The sequence below is a fragment of the Sphingobium psychrophilum genome (assembly GCF_012927105.1).
Classification (GTDB): domain Bacteria; phylum Pseudomonadota; class Alphaproteobacteria; order Sphingomonadales; family Sphingomonadaceae; genus Sphingobium; species Sphingobium psychrophilum.
On record NZ_JABBFV010000032.1, the window covers coordinates 1 to 14,914 of the forward strand.

Annotated in this window: 11 protein-coding genes; 4 read left to right on the forward strand and 7 right to left on the reverse strand. The window is 64.3% G+C overall.

Translation table 11 applies throughout. The annotated features are described in order from the left end of the window. Positions 1-136: 136 nt before the first annotated feature. The 4 genes from HHL08_RS23165 (at position 137) to HHL08_RS23180 (ending at position 6,172) form a co-directional block, all read left to right on the forward strand. Positions 137-466: a hypothetical protein gene (locus HHL08_RS23165; protein ID WP_169575286.1), complete on the forward strand. Its 330-nt coding sequence runs from the start codon at positions 137-139 to the stop codon at positions 464-466. 69 nt (positions 467-535) lie between these two features. Further along, positions 536-1,804, forward strand: a complete 1,269-nt coding sequence (locus HHL08_RS23170) for a TolC family protein (protein ID WP_169575287.1) — start codon at positions 536-538, stop codon at positions 1,802-1,804. Between the two features lie 3 nt (positions 1,805-1,807). Further along, positions 1,808-2,971, forward strand: coding sequence for an efflux RND transporter periplasmic adaptor subunit (locus tag HHL08_RS23175; protein WP_169575288.1), 1,164 nt, complete (start codon positions 1,808-1,810; stop codon positions 2,969-2,971). A gap of 3 nt (positions 2,972-2,974) precedes the next feature. Next, a complete protein-coding gene (locus HHL08_RS23180; protein WP_169575289.1) occupies positions 2,975-6,172 on the forward strand; it encodes an efflux RND transporter permease subunit in 3,198 nt (1,065 codons plus the stop codon). Positions 6,173-6,225: 53 nt separating this feature from the next. Here the strand turns inward: HHL08_RS23180 and HHL08_RS23185 are convergent, their stop codons facing one another. From HHL08_RS23185 to HHL08_RS23215, 7 genes are all read right to left on the reverse strand, one after another. Then, entirely contained in the window at positions 6,226-6,888 is a 663-nt protein-coding gene (locus tag HHL08_RS23185; RefSeq protein WP_169575311.1) for a peroxiredoxin-like family protein, read from the reverse strand. A 92-nt stretch (positions 6,889-6,980) separates the two neighbouring features. Continuing rightward, positions 6,981-8,330 (reverse strand): LLM class flavin-dependent oxidoreductase, encoded by a 1,350-nt coding sequence (locus HHL08_RS23190; RefSeq protein WP_169575290.1) that lies wholly within the window; start codon positions 8,328-8,330, stop codon positions 6,981-6,983. A 10-nt stretch (positions 8,331-8,340) separates the two neighbouring features. After that, complete coding sequence (locus tag HHL08_RS23195; RefSeq protein ID WP_169575291.1) at positions 8,341-9,132, reverse strand: class II aldolase/adducin family protein; 792 nt, start codon at positions 9,130-9,132, stop codon at positions 8,341-8,343. 82 nt (positions 9,133-9,214) lie between these two features. Continuing rightward, positions 9,215-10,180: an ABC transporter substrate-binding protein gene (locus tag HHL08_RS23200; protein WP_169575292.1), complete on the reverse strand. Its 966-nt coding sequence runs from the start codon at positions 10,178-10,180 to the stop codon at positions 9,215-9,217. Next, positions 10,155-12,731 carry a TonB-dependent receptor plug domain-containing protein gene (locus HHL08_RS23205; protein ID WP_169575293.1) on the reverse strand — a complete coding sequence of 859 codons (2,577 nt, stop codon included), beginning with the start codon at positions 12,729-12,731 and terminating at the stop codon, positions 10,155-10,157. The genes HHL08_RS23200 and HHL08_RS23205 overlap by 26 nt, the downstream gene beginning before the upstream one ends. Before the next feature lie 128 nt (positions 12,732-12,859). Continuing rightward, positions 12,860-13,819, reverse strand: a complete 960-nt coding sequence (locus HHL08_RS23210; RefSeq protein WP_169575294.1) for an aliphatic sulfonate ABC transporter substrate-binding protein — start codon at positions 13,817-13,819, stop codon at positions 12,860-12,862. Between the two features lie 3 nt (positions 13,820-13,822). After that, positions 13,823-14,911, reverse strand: coding sequence for an LLM class flavin-dependent oxidoreductase (locus HHL08_RS23215; protein WP_169575295.1), 1,089 nt, complete (start codon positions 14,909-14,911; stop codon positions 13,823-13,825). Positions 14,912-14,914: the final 3 nt, after the last annotated feature.

Consider the following 14,914-nt stretch of genomic DNA (forward strand, 5'->3'; position numbering starts at 1 on the left):
CGAGTGGTATCGGTCCACATTGTTGATCTCCGGAAGTTTGTTGCAAAACCCCTGAATCAACGACTGCGGCAAGCGTCAAGCTAACCCGCTGATACCACTCAACTTAGTTTCGGATCGGGCTCTTAGGGCGGTGCCCATGTTTCGCGGGCGCTTCCTGTTCTTCTGCATGTTACTGGCGTCGCTCGCTACGGCGACCGCAATCCATGCGCGCGAACTGGCGGGATCGTTCGACATCGAATGTTCGGGCTATGTCCATAACGAAAGCGACGGCGACCGGTCCCCCGGAGACGCTGACCAGGCCGTCGCCCATCATCATGGCAACTGCCATGGCGCGGCGGCTTTCCTGCCTGCCAGAAGCGTCGCCCCCAATATCTTCGCCTTCCTGAACGCCCCGGAGAATCCGCAGGACAGAACTGCGCTGGGCCGCTGGATTTCCGGCCCGGACCTAAGACCACCCATCGCCTGATCGACATCTCACCGGTCGCGCCCTGTCTTGCAGGACGCGACCCGATGCGATTCGATCAGGATATTTTCCATGCACAAAATCATCGCGGTCCTTTGGGCTGCCACAAGCTGCGTCATAATGGCGCAGGCGCAGGAGGGTGCCGCAACGGCGGTCACCCCTTCCCGCACGCCCGTCACACTCGACCAGGCTCTGGCCGCCGCCGGGATAATCGCCCCTGCCGGCGACGCCGCGCGCGCAGGGATCGAAGCCGCCCAGGCTGCGCGCGCCGTCGCCGGCCTGCGTCCCAACCCCACCATCCAGACGGAGGTGGAAAATATCGCGGGTTCCGGCCCCTATGGCGGCTTCAGCCAGGCCGAAACCACCGTCGGGATGAGTATCCCGATCGAACTGGGCGGCAAACGACCGGCGCGGGTGGCCGTGGCCGACGCCCAGGCCCATCGCGCGACCCTGACGGCCGCGATCATTCAGGCCGATGCGCGACTTCAGGTCATGCTGCTCTATATCGGGGCTATCGCTACCCAGCGGCGCGTCGCGATAGCGGGTGATCAATTGCGGATCGCGCAAAATGCGCTGGACGCAGCAGCGCTGCGGGTGCGCGCAGGCCGGGCATCGCCGATTGAGGAGCAACGCGCAAACGTCGCGCGCCTCAATGCCCAGGCAGGCGTGGAAAAAGCGCAGCGGCTGGCGAGCGCGGCGCGCGCCAATCTGGCCCGGCGGATCGGTCAACCCATCGACGCACCGCTTGACGAGGTCATGCTCGATCATGTCCCGGCAGTCCTATATGGTCCTACTCAAGCGGAAAGCGGCGGCACATTAGCGATGGCCGCGGCGGATGCAGATCTGTCGATGGCGGATGCCGGCATCCGGCTCGCCCGGTCGCAAAGCGTTCCCGACCTGACCGTGGAGCCAGGCATACGGCGCCTGTCGGCCTCCAATGACATGGCGGCAGTGTTCAGCGTTTCGATACCGATCCCGATGTTCAACGCGGGCAAGGCATCGGTCGCCCAGGCGCGCGCGCAACGACGCCAGGCCGAGGCCGAACGGCGGATGACCGCGCTCGACGTCGAGCAGGCGATCACCGACGCGCAAGCGGAGGCGGATATTGCGGCCACGATCGCGCGCAATGCCAATGGACCAGCGCTGGCCGCCGCGCAGGAAGCCGCGCGCATCGCGCGGATAGGCTATCGCGAGGGCAAGTTCGGCCAACTCGACCTGCTTGATGCCGAACGCACGCTTGCCGACACGCGGCTGGCCATGATCGATGCGCTCGCCGCCTATCATAATGCCAAGGCACGGTTGGAGCGGCTGACCGCTCCCGCGCCGCAACAGGGATATTGACCGATGACGACGATGAAAATTTCGGCAGCGCTGCTGGCCCTGCCTTTGTCCCTGATGCTTGTCGCCTGCGGCGGCGGCACGGGAGCAGGCAATGAGACTGCACCGGCCGAAAAAGGCGATCATGCCGAAGAATCCCATGCGGACGAAGGCAAGATCGTGCTGAGCGAAGACCAGATCGCGGCCGCGGGTATCCAGATTGGTCGCCCCTCGACGGGCGGGTCTGGAACATTGGAAATGCCCGCCATGATCGAGAGCGATCCGCAGGCGATGCAGGTCGTATCGGCCGCGATCGGCGGGCGGATCGTGGCGCTGACGCGCAATCTGGGCGAGACGATAGGCCGCGGGCAGACGCTGGCCGTGATCGAGAGCCGGGAAGCCGCGCTTATGAAGGGGGAGGTCGAGGCATCGCGCGCGCGGCTTGCGCTCGCCAACAGCAATCTTGGCCGCGAACAGCGCTTGTTCGCGCAGCGCGTGTCGCCCGAACAGGATCTGATCGCGGCGCGGACTGCCGCGACCGAGGCGCGCATTGCCTATCAACAGGCTATCGGCCAATTGTCGGCGGCGGGCGGCGGTGGTGGCAGCCTAAACCGGATCGGCATCAACGCGCCCGCGTCGGGCCAGGTGATTGCGCGCAGCGTCGCGCTGGGCCAGGCGGTCGACGCCAATGCCGAACTCTATCGCGTCGCCAATCTGTCGACGCTGTCGCTTTCGCTCCATCTCCAGCCCGCAGATGCCGGCCGGGTCCGGCCAGGCAACAGCATTCTCGTCACCGCACCGGGACGACAGGCGACCGCGCGGGTTCGCTTCGTGTCGCCGGTGCTGGACGTCCAGACTAGGCTGGTGCCGGTGGTCGCGTTGCTCGACAATCGCGACGGCCAGTGGCGCGTCGGCGAACCGGTGACCGCTGCGGTACAACTGTCCGGCGATGGTGGCGGCAATGCGGTCAAAGTGCCGTCTACGGCGGTGCAGACGGTCGAGGGCAAGCCCGTCATCTTCGTGCGGACGCCCGACGGATTCCAGGCGATGCCCGTCACGCTGGGCGACACCAACGGTAGCATGGTGATCGTGCGTGCGGGCCTTAACGGCAGCGAACGGATCGCCACCATCAACAGCTTCACGCTCAAGGCCGAACTCGGCAAGGGCGAAGCCACGCATGAGGACCATTGAGTCATGATCGCCCCCATCGTCAACTGGGCGGTCCACAAGCGCTGGCTCGTGCTGCTGCTGACCGCCATCGCCGCCATCATCGGCGGCATCGCCCTGTATCGCCTGCCGATCGACGCGGTGCCGGACATCACCAACAATCAGGTGCAGATCAACGTCCGCGCGCCTGCCTTGTCGCCCGAACTGGTCGAAAAGCAGGTCGCTTTTCCCATCGAAACCGCACTCGCGGGTATATCCGGGCTGGACCACACACGGTCCCTCAGCCGCAATGGCTTCGCCCAGATCACCGCGGTCTTCGATGAATCCACCGACATTTATTTTGCGCGGCAACAGGTCGGCGAACGGCTGAGCGGCGTCGCCGAAGGCCTGCCCGACGGCGTGATGCCGGAAATGGGACCGATCGCGACCGGGCTTGGCGAGGTCTATATGTGGACCGTCCGGCTGGAGCATCGCAAGGACGACAAACATCTGCCGGGCGAACCGGGAATGCAGCCCGACGGCAGCTATATCACGCCCGAAGGCGATCGGCTGACAAGCGACATCGACAAGGCAACCTATCTGCGCACCGCGCAGGACTGGATCGTCGCGCCGCTGCTGAAGAATACCAAGGGGCTGGCTGGCATCGATTCCATCGGTGGTTACAGCAAGCAATATATGGTCGTGCCCGACGTGCCGCGCCTCGCAGCGCTGGGGCTGACGCTGACCGACCTTGGCACCGCGCTGGAGCGGAACAACAGCAGCGTTGGCGGCGGCTTCATCGACCGCAATGGCGAGGGGCTGGCGGTGCGGTCGGACGCGCTGATCCGCAATGCGAGTGAATTGTCGCGCATCGTGGTCGCCACGCGCGAAGGCGTGCCGGTCACGCTTGGTCAGGTGGCGACCGTGAGGACCGGACAAGCGGTGCGGATGGGGTCCGCATCGGAAAGCGGCACGGAGGTCGTGGTCGGTACGGCGGTGATGCGGATCGGCGAGAATAGCCGGACCGTGGCGACCGCCGTTGCCGATCGCCTCAAGAGCATCAACGCATCCCTGCCCCCCGACGTCATCGTGCAGCCGGTGCTGGACCGCACCGCCCTGGTCAACGCAACGATCGGCACGGTGGCCCGGAATCTGACCGAAGGCGCGCTGCTCGTCATCGTCGTGCTGTTCGCGCTGCTCGGCAACTGGCGTGCGGCGCTGATCGCCGCCATGGTGATACCTGTCACCATGCTGCTCACGGGTTTCGGCATGCTCAAGATAGGCGTGTCCGCCAATTTGATGAGCCTGGGTGCGCTGGATTTCGGCCTGATCGTCGATGGCGCAGTCATCATCGTGGAAAATGCGCTGCGGCGCATGGCGGAGGCGCAGCACAGGCAAGGCCGTCTGCTGACGAAGAACGAACGGCTGCATATGGTGGCGATGGCGTCGCGCGAGATGATCCGGCCTTCCGTCTATGGTCAGGCGATCATCATGCTGGTGTATGTCCCGCTGCTGACGCTGACGGGGGTCGAAGGCAAGAGCTTCGTGCCCATGGCGGCGACGGTCATCATCGCGCTCGCCTTCGCCTTCATCCTGTCACTGACCGCCGTACCGGCCGCGATCGCCATCTGGCTGTCGAAGCGGATAGAGGAGAAGGACGGGCGGATCATCAGTTGGCTGAAGGCGCGTTACGAACCGGGCCTCGACCGGGCGATGCAGCGGCCGACTGCCACGATCGGCGCCGGCATTGCCGGATGTGCGGTCGCGGTCGCGGCGTTCCTTTCGCTGGGCCAGGTGTTCCTGCCGCAACTGGACGAGGGTGACCTGCTGATCCAGGCGCTGCGCATTCCCGCGACGTCGGTGCAGCAAAGCCAGGCGATGCAAGGGCCGATCGAGCGGATGATCGGGAAGCAGCCGGAAGTGCAGTTCGTCTTTTCCAAGACCGGCACGGCCGAACTGGCATCCGACCCGATGCCGCCCAACGCCACCGACATGTTCGTGATCCTCAAACCCCGCGACCAATGGCCCGATCCAAGCCTTAGCAAGGCGGACCTGGTCGAGCGGCTGGAAGGGAAACTGGCCCAGTTTCCGGGCAACGCTTATGAAATCACCCAGCCGATCCAGATGCGCTTCAACGAACTGATTGCGGGCGTGCGCGGCGACGTGGCGGTCAAGGTGTTTGGCGAGGATTTCGATGCCATGAACCGCACCGCGGCGAAGATCGCTGGCGTGCTGCGCCGGACGGAAGGCGCCACCGACGTCAAGGTGGAGCAGACCGCCGGCCTGCCGATGCTGGACATTCGCGTCGATCGCGACGCGATGGCGCGTGTCGGAGTCACGGCGCAGGACGTGCAAGATGTGGTGACGGCAACCATCGGCGGCCGGGTGTCGGGCATGATATTCGAAGGCGACCGACGCTTCCCGGTCGTCATCCGGCTGTCCGATGCACAGCGGGCCGACTTTTCGGCGCTAGGCCAGATCCAGGTGCCTGTTGCCGGCGGACGGTTCGTGCCGCTGGCCAGCGTCGCCGCGATCCGTATCATCGACGGACCCAACCAGATCAGCCGCGAAAATGGCAAACGCCGCGTCGTCGTGCAAGCCAATGTACGCGGCCGCGACATCGCCAGCGTGGTGGAAGACGCACAGGCAGCCATTGCGAAAGACGTCCGCCTGCCAGCAGGCAGCTATCTGGAATGGGGCGGGCAGTTCGAAAATCTGGCGGCCGCGCGTGAACGGCTACAATTGGTCGTCCCGGCCTGTTTCGTACTGATCCTGCTGCTGCTCCATGCCGCATTGGGATCGATGCGGGACGCCGCAATCGTGTTTACCGGCGTGCCGATGGCGCTGGTGGGCGGCGTGCTGGCGCTGTTCCTGCGCGGCATGGACTTTTCCATCAGTGCGGCTGTGGGCTTCATCGCGCTGTCGGGCATAGCCGTGCTGAACGGGCTGGTGATGGTGTCGTCGATTCAGGAGTTGATGCGATCGGGCATGGATCGGGCGGAAGCGGCGCGGCTGGGGGCCGTCCAGCGGTTGCGGCCTGTGGTCATGACGGCGCTGGTCGCCAGCTTCGGCTTCGTGCCGATGGCGATCGGCGCGGGGGCTGGCGCCGAAGTGCAAAAGCCGCTCGCCACCGTGGTCATTGGCGGGTTGATTTCAGCGACGCTGCTGACGCTGTTCGTGCTGCCTACCCTCTATGCGCGCTATGGCGGACGGCCAAGGAACACCCCGCCAGTGCCGGTTGCCTGAGCATGTCTTCCGGGCGGAGGGAGCGGTTACCCCGCTCTCTCCAACCGGCAACGTCAGGGCTGGCTATCATCGATCCAGCGCAGGATGTCGGCCGCTTCAGGCCGTTCCAACCAGTCGGGGCTGACATGGAGCCACTGAACCACCCGCCCCGGCCCTACCAGGAGCGCGGCGGGCTGGGGCAATTCCCAGCTATTGGTGCCGATCACGTCGCCAATCCAGCCGGCAGGCGGCGGCGAAGGACGATTGTCGGGTTGGAAACTGATGCCCAGCAGGCGCGCTAGGCCGTTGTCCCTGTCGGAAGCGACGGCAAAGGGCAGGCCATGCCGCGTCTTGATATCGCGCAGGCGATCGGGTTGTTGCGGGCTGAGCGCCACCAGCGGGATCTGGCGGTCTTCTAATGCGGGCTGCAACGTATCGGCATAATAGGGCAAGGCGATGTTGCAGGCCGGGCAGCCGGCAAAGCGGAAGAAGATGAACAACGCCGGTCCATTGGCGGTCAGCCTGTCCAGATCGAGCGTGTCGCCACCGACTTCGGCGAAGGACAAGGGCGGCAGAATGTCACCAGGCTGGGCAACGGCCGCGGGGTCGAAGCGTTCGACCAGTTGCCGGCGCTGTGCCGCATTGCCCGCCAACTGCGCCGGGGACCAGCTTCGCTCGCGCTCCGCCTGCAATGCAGCATAATGGTCCTTGAGCGTGTGGGTGAGAAGTGTCGCCATCATAGTCTCCTTGGGTCGGGATCATGATGGCGACAGTCGGCGGTCCTCGCTAATGAGAGTTGCCGGTCCAGTGACGAAAAATCGTCATAGTTTCAGGCCGCATCGCGCCGAGCGGGCGCCTGCTGGTGGCGGCTTGCCGGGATGGGCAGGCCCAGATTACCGCGCAGCGTTTCCGCCTCATAATCGGTGCGGAACAGGCCGCGCGCCTGAAGGATCGGGACGACTCCCTCGACAAAGCGCTTGAACTGCGAGGGATGGCCGAGATGGACGTTGAGGCCGTCAAGCGCGCGACCTTCGAACCAGCGCTGGATATCGTTAGCCACCGTTTCCGCCGATCCGACGAACGGGCTGCCGCGACCGGCGCGCGCACGCTCCACCGCCTGCCGCAGGGTCAGTCCCTGCTCGATGGCGACGTCGGTGACCTTCTTGGCCTGGGTGTAGAAGCTGTTCTTCGCATATTCCAGCGCCTCCACCGGGAAGGGCACGTCGGGATCATATTGGCGGAAATCATGCCAGCCGAAGGGGCGGCCAAACTCGGCCAGCGCCTGGTCGAAACTCTGGTCGAGTTGGCGATAATGGCTTTCTATATCCTTTGCCTGCGCATCGGTATCGCCGACCGTGACGAAGAAGCCGGGCAGGATGATGATTTCGTCCGGGTCGCGCCCCTGCCGCACTGCGCGGCCTTTCAGGTCGGCATAGAAGGCCTGGCCCTGTTCGATCGTCGCGGCATGGGTGAAAATGGCGTCGGCGATGGTCGCGCCCAGATCGCGGCCCTGGTCGCTGTCACCCGCCTGGAAGATCACCGGTTCGCCCTGCGGCGAGCGCTGGAGATTGAGCGGGCCGACGACCTGGAAAAATTCCCCGCGATGGTCGAGGCGATGGAGCCTGTCGGGATCGAGGAACTGGCCGGTCGCGCGATCGCGGACCAAGGCCCCCTCTTCCCAGCTCGACCAGAGGCCGCGCGCCACGTCGAGAAACTCGACCGCGCGGCGATAGCGGGTGTCATAGTCGAAATGTTCGGGCTGGCTGAAATTGCCCGCGGTGCCGGCGTCGCCGCTGGTGACGACGTTCCAGCCTGCCCGTCCCTTGCTGATCAGGTCGAGCGAGGCGAAGCGCCGGGCCAGATTGAAGGGATCGTTATAGGAGGTGGTGAGCGTGGCGACCAAGCCGATATGCTTGGTCGCCACGGCCAGCGCCGACAGGAGGGTGAGCGGTTCCAGCCGGTTAAGGTAATGGGGTGGCGAGTTGGCGGTGATGAACTGGGTATCGACGATGAAGACCAGGTCGAACTTCGCCGCCTCCGCCTGCCGCACGACATCGATGTACCAGTCGACATTGACGCTGGCGTCCACCGGAATGTCCGTATCCAGCCAGCGATTGCTTTCGCCGGGGCCGCCGACGCCGGTGGGGACGAGGCCCAGCTTCAATTGACGTTTAGTCATGATGGGTTCCTTACGCGGCGAAGCCGGGGGACTGACGTTCCGCCTTGCGCAGCGCCGCTTCCCAAACGAGGTCATAATGGGACTTGGCACCTTCCACGGGCTGACGATCCCGGCTGATCTGGCGGCGCACTTCCTCCTGCGCTTCTTCCGGCGCGATCAATATCCTGTCACGACCGACGCTGAGGGTGCGGACCTGCGCCTTGCACGCTTCTTCCAGATGATAGATGCCGCTAAATGCCTCGCCCGGCGTCGCGCCCAGCGCCAGCGTGCCGTGGTTGCGCAGCAGCATCACCTTGGTATCGCCAAGATCGGCGACCAGTCGTTCACGCTCGTCCAGGTTGAGCGCGACACCCTCATAATCATGATAGGAGATACGCGGGATCAGCGCGAGCGCGCGCTGGTTCAAGGGCAGCAGTCCTTCTGCATGGGCGGAGACAGCCACGCCATCGGCGCTGTGGAAATGCGCGATATAATGGGCGTCATCGCGCGCGCCATGGATCGCCGAGTGGATCACATAGCCGGCATAGTTGATGCCATAGTCGCTATCCCCGATGACATTGCCGTCGAGATCGACCTCCACCAGGCTGGACGCAGTGATCTCATCGAACATCAGGCCGAATGGGTTGATCAGGAAATGATGATCCGGCCCTGGCACGCGGGCGGAGATGTGAGTGTAGATGAAATCGTCCCAGCCATAGAGGGCCGAGAGGCGATAGAAGGCGGCAAGGTCAACGCGAACCTTCCATTCCGCTTCGCTGATTCCGGATACACGGAAACCATCGTCTTTCAGGACTGTAGCCATGGGGATGCTCCTTTGCGGGCAAATGTAGGCAGGCGGCAGTCGGCCGCCCAATGAGAATGTCTGATGGATGGACGAGCCGCGCTCATGCCGGGAAAATGCCCGGATCGACGATGCGTGAGACATCGACATGGACAGGTAATTCGCCATCGGCATGGAAGCGATCGACCACGCGCTGAAGCGGCTTGATGACCGCCGCGTCGGGCGCGACGAGGACGGGATTCTGCCGATCCACGATCAGCTTCGCCAGCTTGGGATCGACGCCTGTCGCCTTGGCAAACAGAGCGGCATAGGCGTCGGGATGCGTCTGCGCCCATTGGCTGGCGGTGCGGAAACGGGCGAGCACATCCTTGAGCGCCGCGCGCTTGCCGGGGTCGTCAAGCGCCGCCTGCGACGCGGCGATCAGGGTGAGGCCGGTGTTGATCCCCTGCCCGTCGCGTATGACGCGCGCGCCACGGTCTTCCGCCGCGATCTGATAGGTGCCGAAGGTCGCCCAGGCGTCGATCCGACCGGCGGCGAAGGCGGCGGCGGCGTCATTGGGCAGCATGAAGCCGATATCGATGCTCTTTCGATCGACCTTCGCCTCCTTGAGCGCTTCGAGCAGCAGATAGTGTGAAATGCTGCCCCGCGCGCTCGATACGATCACACGATGGCCGACGAGGCCGGCGACGTTGCGAATGGGCGAGCCGGGCGGCACGATAATGCCGATGTCTCGGGTGGAGGAGATGGAGCCGGCGATCACCTTGAGCGGGACGCCAGCCGCCGCCGCCAGCACGACGGGCAGGTCGCCCGCCGGCGCGGTATCGACCGCCCCGGCATTAAGCGCTTCCAGCAACGGCGCGGCGCCGACGAAATTGGCCCATTCTATATCATAGGCCAGCCCCTTGAGCGCGTCGGCGGCTTCCGCCTTTGACTGGAGCAGATGGACCTGGTCACCCAGCACGAGCTTTGTGCGCCCGCCCTTCCCGGCCCCGCCGCAAGCGGTGAGGCCGAGCGCGGCAGCGCCGGCAAGGAAAGTCCGACGATCAGAAAGCAAGTGCGATCCGTCCATAATAATAGCCGCCTGCGGGATTGAAGGGCGACGGGCCGTAATAGCCTTGGCCCGTTTGGGGATTGCCCGGCCCGTTGGTTTCGGGACGAACGTCGAACAGGTTGGTCGCGCCGACCGAGAGGGTCGCAAAGTCGGTGACCTTCGCGCTGATGCTGGCGTCGGTGATGATCTTCGCGCCGAAATAGCGGTCGTCGCCCGCCGCAGTGCGCTGGGTATATTTGCCGTAGCGGGTGTTGGTGATGCTGAGGCCGAAAATGCCCTTGGTCCAGTTGAGCGTACTGACCAGCTTGGTATGCGGCTGGAGCACTTCCAGTTCGCCGATCTTGTCGCCGCCAAAGAAGACAGAGCCTGCCCCCAGCAGCGACGCGCCATTGGCGCCGAACAGTTGCGAGGGGGTGGCGACGATGTCGGTCACCTTGGTCTTGCTATAGTTGAAGGCGAGCGTCACGCCGAGCTTGCCAAAATCGCCGAGGCCGGTCGAATAGTCGGCGACGAGATCGAAGCCCTTCGTCTCGGTATCGGCGGCATTGATGAAATATTCCGCCTGCTCGATGTCCGACAGGTCGTTTGCGGCCAGGATCGAGGAGATGCCGGTGCCGAACAGGCGGCCGGTGCGCTCGATCCGGTCCTTGATCTTGATATAATAGCCATCGAGCGTGATCGACAGCGCCGGCAAGGGCGTGAAGACGATGCCAAGCCCGGCGTTCCAGGTCTTTTCCGCCTTGAGCGGCTTGGCACCCAACAGCTTGCCGACATTGGAGTCCGCCGTCACCAGCTTGGCGACGGTCGGGCGCAATTCGGTCTGGCCGGTTTCGGCGTTGAAGAAGGAGGAGGTGCGGCCATCAGTCTGGGCATAGCCGATCTGCGTCAGCGACGGGGCGCGGAAGCCAGTGCCGACGGTGCCGCGAATGGCGAGCGCGGGACTGAATTCGTAGCGGCTGTTAAGCTTCAGGCCGATCGGGCTGCCCGACCCGTCGTTATAATGTTCGGCGCGGATGGCCGCGCCGATATACCAGGCGTCGGTCGGATAGATGCCAAGGTCGATATAACCGGCATAGACTTTGCGACTGATGTCGGCTTCGTCGGCGGGCGACAGGACGATCGCGCCCTGCACCACCGGGGAGGCGACCCGGCCGACATTCCAGTCATACTGCTGGTCGCCGGGCTGGAACGTGTAGGTCGCCGGTTCATAGGCGAGCGGATCGCCCGCGAAGGTGCGGAAGCGATCGAGCCGATATTCGCCGCCGATCGACACCTGCAACGGCTTGGCGAAGCCGATGTCGAACTCGCGCGTCAGATCGACATTGTGGGTCCATTGGCGAAACTCGAAATTGGCGAGATTGGGCCAGCTGGTCGGGCTATCCGGGCCGAGCGAGGGACGGATCGACAGCTTCGAAAACTGGCGGCTGGCGTTGCGGCCGAAGGAGGAGGACAGGTCATAATCCCAGCCTGCCAGCACGCCCTTCAGACCGCCGACGAACTGGAAATCCGTCTCGTCGATATTGTTGAGCGGATAATAGCCGTCGGGGAACAGGGCTGTGAAATTGGCGGTGCTGTTGGGGCGGCGGAAATTATTGCCGATCTGGGCGTCGCGCTCGCCATAGGTGCCGAAGCTGTAGAGGGTGACGTTATCGGTCACCGGCAACTGGGCGTTGTAGCCGAGGTTGAACGCCTTGATCTGCGGGTCGCCATTATGCGCGCCGTCGCGGTTCCAGGCGGCGTTACGGGCATTGGCGTCAGCGATGTTCGCCTCCACCTGCGCGCGGGTCAGGCCGCTGCTGGCGACCACCTGATCAATCGTGCGACCGGCGGGCAGGCCATAGAGATTGGTGTCGGTCGCCGCCAGGTTCCACCAGGCACCGCCGCGCTTGCGGATATCGCCACTGACGGTGAGGAATCCGCCATCGTCACCGATTCTGGTGCCGTAACGGATCGTGCCCTTCCAACTGTCCGGCTTGCCATTGGCGGAATAGAGCGTGCCATAAGTGAAGTCGCCGCTCAGCCCTTCCTTTTCAGCGAGCTGGATGTTGATGACCCCGGCGATCGCGTCGGTGCCATATTGGGCGGCGGCGCTGTCTTTGAGCACTTCGATCCGGTCGATGCCGCTGGTCGGAATGAGGTCGATATCGACCGGGTTGGAACCGGATGTGTCGGCGGTCGAATTGCTGAGGAAAGCGCCATTGTGGCGGCGCTTTCCGTTGACCAGTACCAGCGTATAGGCCGGTGCCAGGCCGCGATTGGTGACTGGGCGGCCGATCGAAAAGACGCCGGCATGGGTCGATCCGAAATTGAGCGAGGGCAGCAGCTTGGACAGCGCTTCGCCAAATTCGGCCGAGCCGGTCGCCTGCAACTTGTCCGCGCTGACGACGTCGATCGGCGCCGGGCTTTCGGCGACGGTGCGCGGGGCACCGCGGACGCCGGTGACGATGATCGTACCGGCGTCCGCCGCCGCGTCATCCGGTGGGCTGAGCGCCTGCGCCGATGCGGGTGAGACAGCGAGCGCGACAGCTGTGAGCGCCGTCGATGTGAGATAGTAGGCAGATTTCTTCATGGATATTCCCCCAAACAGACTTGGAGGCCTGCCTATTTTCTATTGATTTGGTTGAGAAATGACTTTGGCGACATATCTATGATTAAAACTAAACTTTAGATCGTCTTTCCGCTGACAAACTTATTGTTTCATTGAGCTTTGACGAAGCTGGAATCGAAGGCGTTCGCGACGTCGCGCTGGCCGTCGATAAGGCCGGCCTTCTGAAACCGAGCGGTGATCGCTTGCTCGTGGGCGATGATCTTGGCATCGATCGGCTGCGCGATCCGGTTGCTGCGGTCGAAGCTGGCGCGGGCGATGTCCAGCGGCAGGCCCGTCTCCCTCGACAGCACTTGCGCAAACTGATCGGGGTGCGCCCGCGCCCAGGCGACCGCTCTGGCTTCCCGCTGGAGGAAATCGGCCAGCATAGCGCGTTTGGGATCGATGGAATCGGCGTTGGCGATGTCGATATAGAGCGGCAGGCCATAGTCTTTCGCATCAACCATAGCGCGCGCCCCTTCCTTGATCGCGACATTGGTATAGGGCGTCCATGTCGCCCAGGCGTCGATCGCGCCGCTGTCGAACGCGGCCTTGGCGTCGCCCGGCGGCAGGAAGGTGACGCGAACCTTGTCCGCCGGGATGTGGGCGCGCTCCAGCGCCTGAAGCAGCAGATGATGGCCGATCGAGCCGCGGGTGGTGGCGACGGACTTGCCGACCAAGTCCTGCGCGCTTTTCAGCGGCGATCCATTCTTGACTAATATGGCTAGCGCATCGCTTGCCTGGTTGGCTGGTGCCTGCACGGCGATAGCCTTGACCGGGCTGCCGCTCTGGTAAGCGAAGATGAACGGCGCATCGGCGGCAAGGCCCAGATCAGCCGCGCCGCCGCCGACCGCTTCCAGCAAAGGCTGGGCGGCGGGAAATTCCGACCATTCGACCGTATAAGGCGCGCCTTCCAGCACCCCCGATGCGACCATCATGGATTTGACCTGCCCCTTCTGATTGGCGACGTGCAAGACCTTGTCGTCGCTCCGCTTAAAAGTCACGGCGGCGAGCGCTATGCCCGCCACCGCGACAAGGGACGCCGACAGGATGGCGACGTTTTTCTTGGACATGGATCAGCCCGCCAGTGCGAGGCCGGCCACCTCGCGCTCGGCGACCTTGCGACGCACGACCGGCAGCAGTTCGCGGCCATAGAGGATGGAATCACCCAGCGGATCGAAGCCGCGGATCAGGAAATGGTCGATGCCGATATCATAATAATCGAGCATGGCGTCGGCCACCTGTTCGGGCGTGCCGACCAGGCCGGTGCTGTTACCGGCCGCGCCTGTCAGCGCCGCGACGCCGGTCCACAGGCGGCCGTCGCGCCTGTTGCTGCTGGCGGTGTCGAGCAGGCGAAGCGAGCCGGCATTGGGCGGGCGATGGCCGGTGATGGGCAGGCCAGCGGCGACGCGATTGTCGCGCACCTCCTCCTCAATCTCGTTCGCGCGCTTCCAGGCGGCTTCCTCGGTATCGGCGATGACGGGGCGGAGCGACAGCGAGAAGCCGGGATTACGGCCATAGCGCGCCGCCGATTTGCGCACGGCGCGCACCGTGTCCTGCACCGCTTCGAGCGTTTCGCCCCATAGCGCATAGACATCGGCATGGCGACCAGCGACGTCGATCGCCTCGTCCGACGATCCGCCGAAGAAGACCGGCAGATTGTCGGGCTTGATCGCGCTATAGGCCTGACGAATGTCGTAATATTTGCCCTGATGGTCGAAAGGTTTGGCCTCCGTCCATTCCTGACGCAGAATGGTCAGATATTCGTCGGTGCGGGCATAGCGTTCGGCCTTCACCGTTTTGGTGTCGCCATCGCGGGCCATTTCCTCGTCCGCACCGCCGGTGATGATGTGGACCGCGACCCGGCCGCCCGACAGTTGATCCAGCGTGGCGAGTTGGCGGGCCGCCACGGTCGGCTGGGTGAAGCCGGGGCGGTGCGCGACCAGAAAGCCGAGCTTCGTCGTGATCGCGGCGGCATGGGCTGCGACGATCTGGCTTTCCGGGCTGTTGGAGCCGAAGGGGATGAGAACGCGGTCGAAGCCGCCCTCTTCCTGCGCTCTGGCCGCGGCGTTGACATAGTCGGTATCCAGCGCGCGGCTGCGCACCGCCGCCTGCGTTTCAGAACCGTTGTTGAAGCCGATATAGCCGATGAACTTGACGCTCATATA

Coding starts and splice junctions, on each gene's coding strand:
- HHL08_RS23215 (WP_169575295.1), bottom strand. CDS start 14,911: ATGAGCGTCAAGTTCATCGGCTATATCGGCTTCAACAACGGTTCTGAA.
- HHL08_RS23165 (WP_169575286.1), top strand. CDS start 137: ATGTTTCGCGGGCGCTTCCTGTTCTTCTGCATGTTACTGGCGTCGCTC.
- HHL08_RS23180 (WP_169575289.1), top strand. CDS start 2,975: ATGATCGCCCCCATCGTCAACTGGGCGGTCCACAAGCGCTGGCTCGTG.
- HHL08_RS23200 (WP_169575292.1), bottom strand. CDS start 10,180: ATGGACGGATCGCACTTGCTTTCTGATCGTCGGACTTTCCTTGCCGGC.
- HHL08_RS23210 (WP_169575294.1), bottom strand. CDS start 13,819: ATGTCCAAGAAAAACGTCGCCATCCTGTCGGCGTCCCTTGTCGCGGTG.
- HHL08_RS23195 (WP_169575291.1), bottom strand. CDS start 9,132: ATGGCTACAGTCCTGAAAGACGATGGTTTCCGTGTATCCGGAATCAGC.
- HHL08_RS23185 (WP_169575311.1), bottom strand. CDS start 6,888: ATGGCGACACTTCTCACCCACACGCTCAAGGACCATTATGCTGCATTG.
- HHL08_RS23170 (WP_169575287.1), top strand. CDS start 536: ATGCACAAAATCATCGCGGTCCTTTGGGCTGCCACAAGCTGCGTCATA.
- HHL08_RS23205 (WP_169575293.1), bottom strand. CDS start 12,731: ATGAAGAAATCTGCCTACTATCTCACATCGACGGCGCTCACAGCTGTC.
- HHL08_RS23190 (WP_169575290.1), bottom strand. CDS start 8,330: ATGACTAAACGTCAATTGAAGCTGGGCCTCGTCCCCACCGGCGTCGGC.
- HHL08_RS23175 (WP_169575288.1), top strand. CDS start 1,808: ATGACGACGATGAAAATTTCGGCAGCGCTGCTGGCCCTGCCTTTGTCC.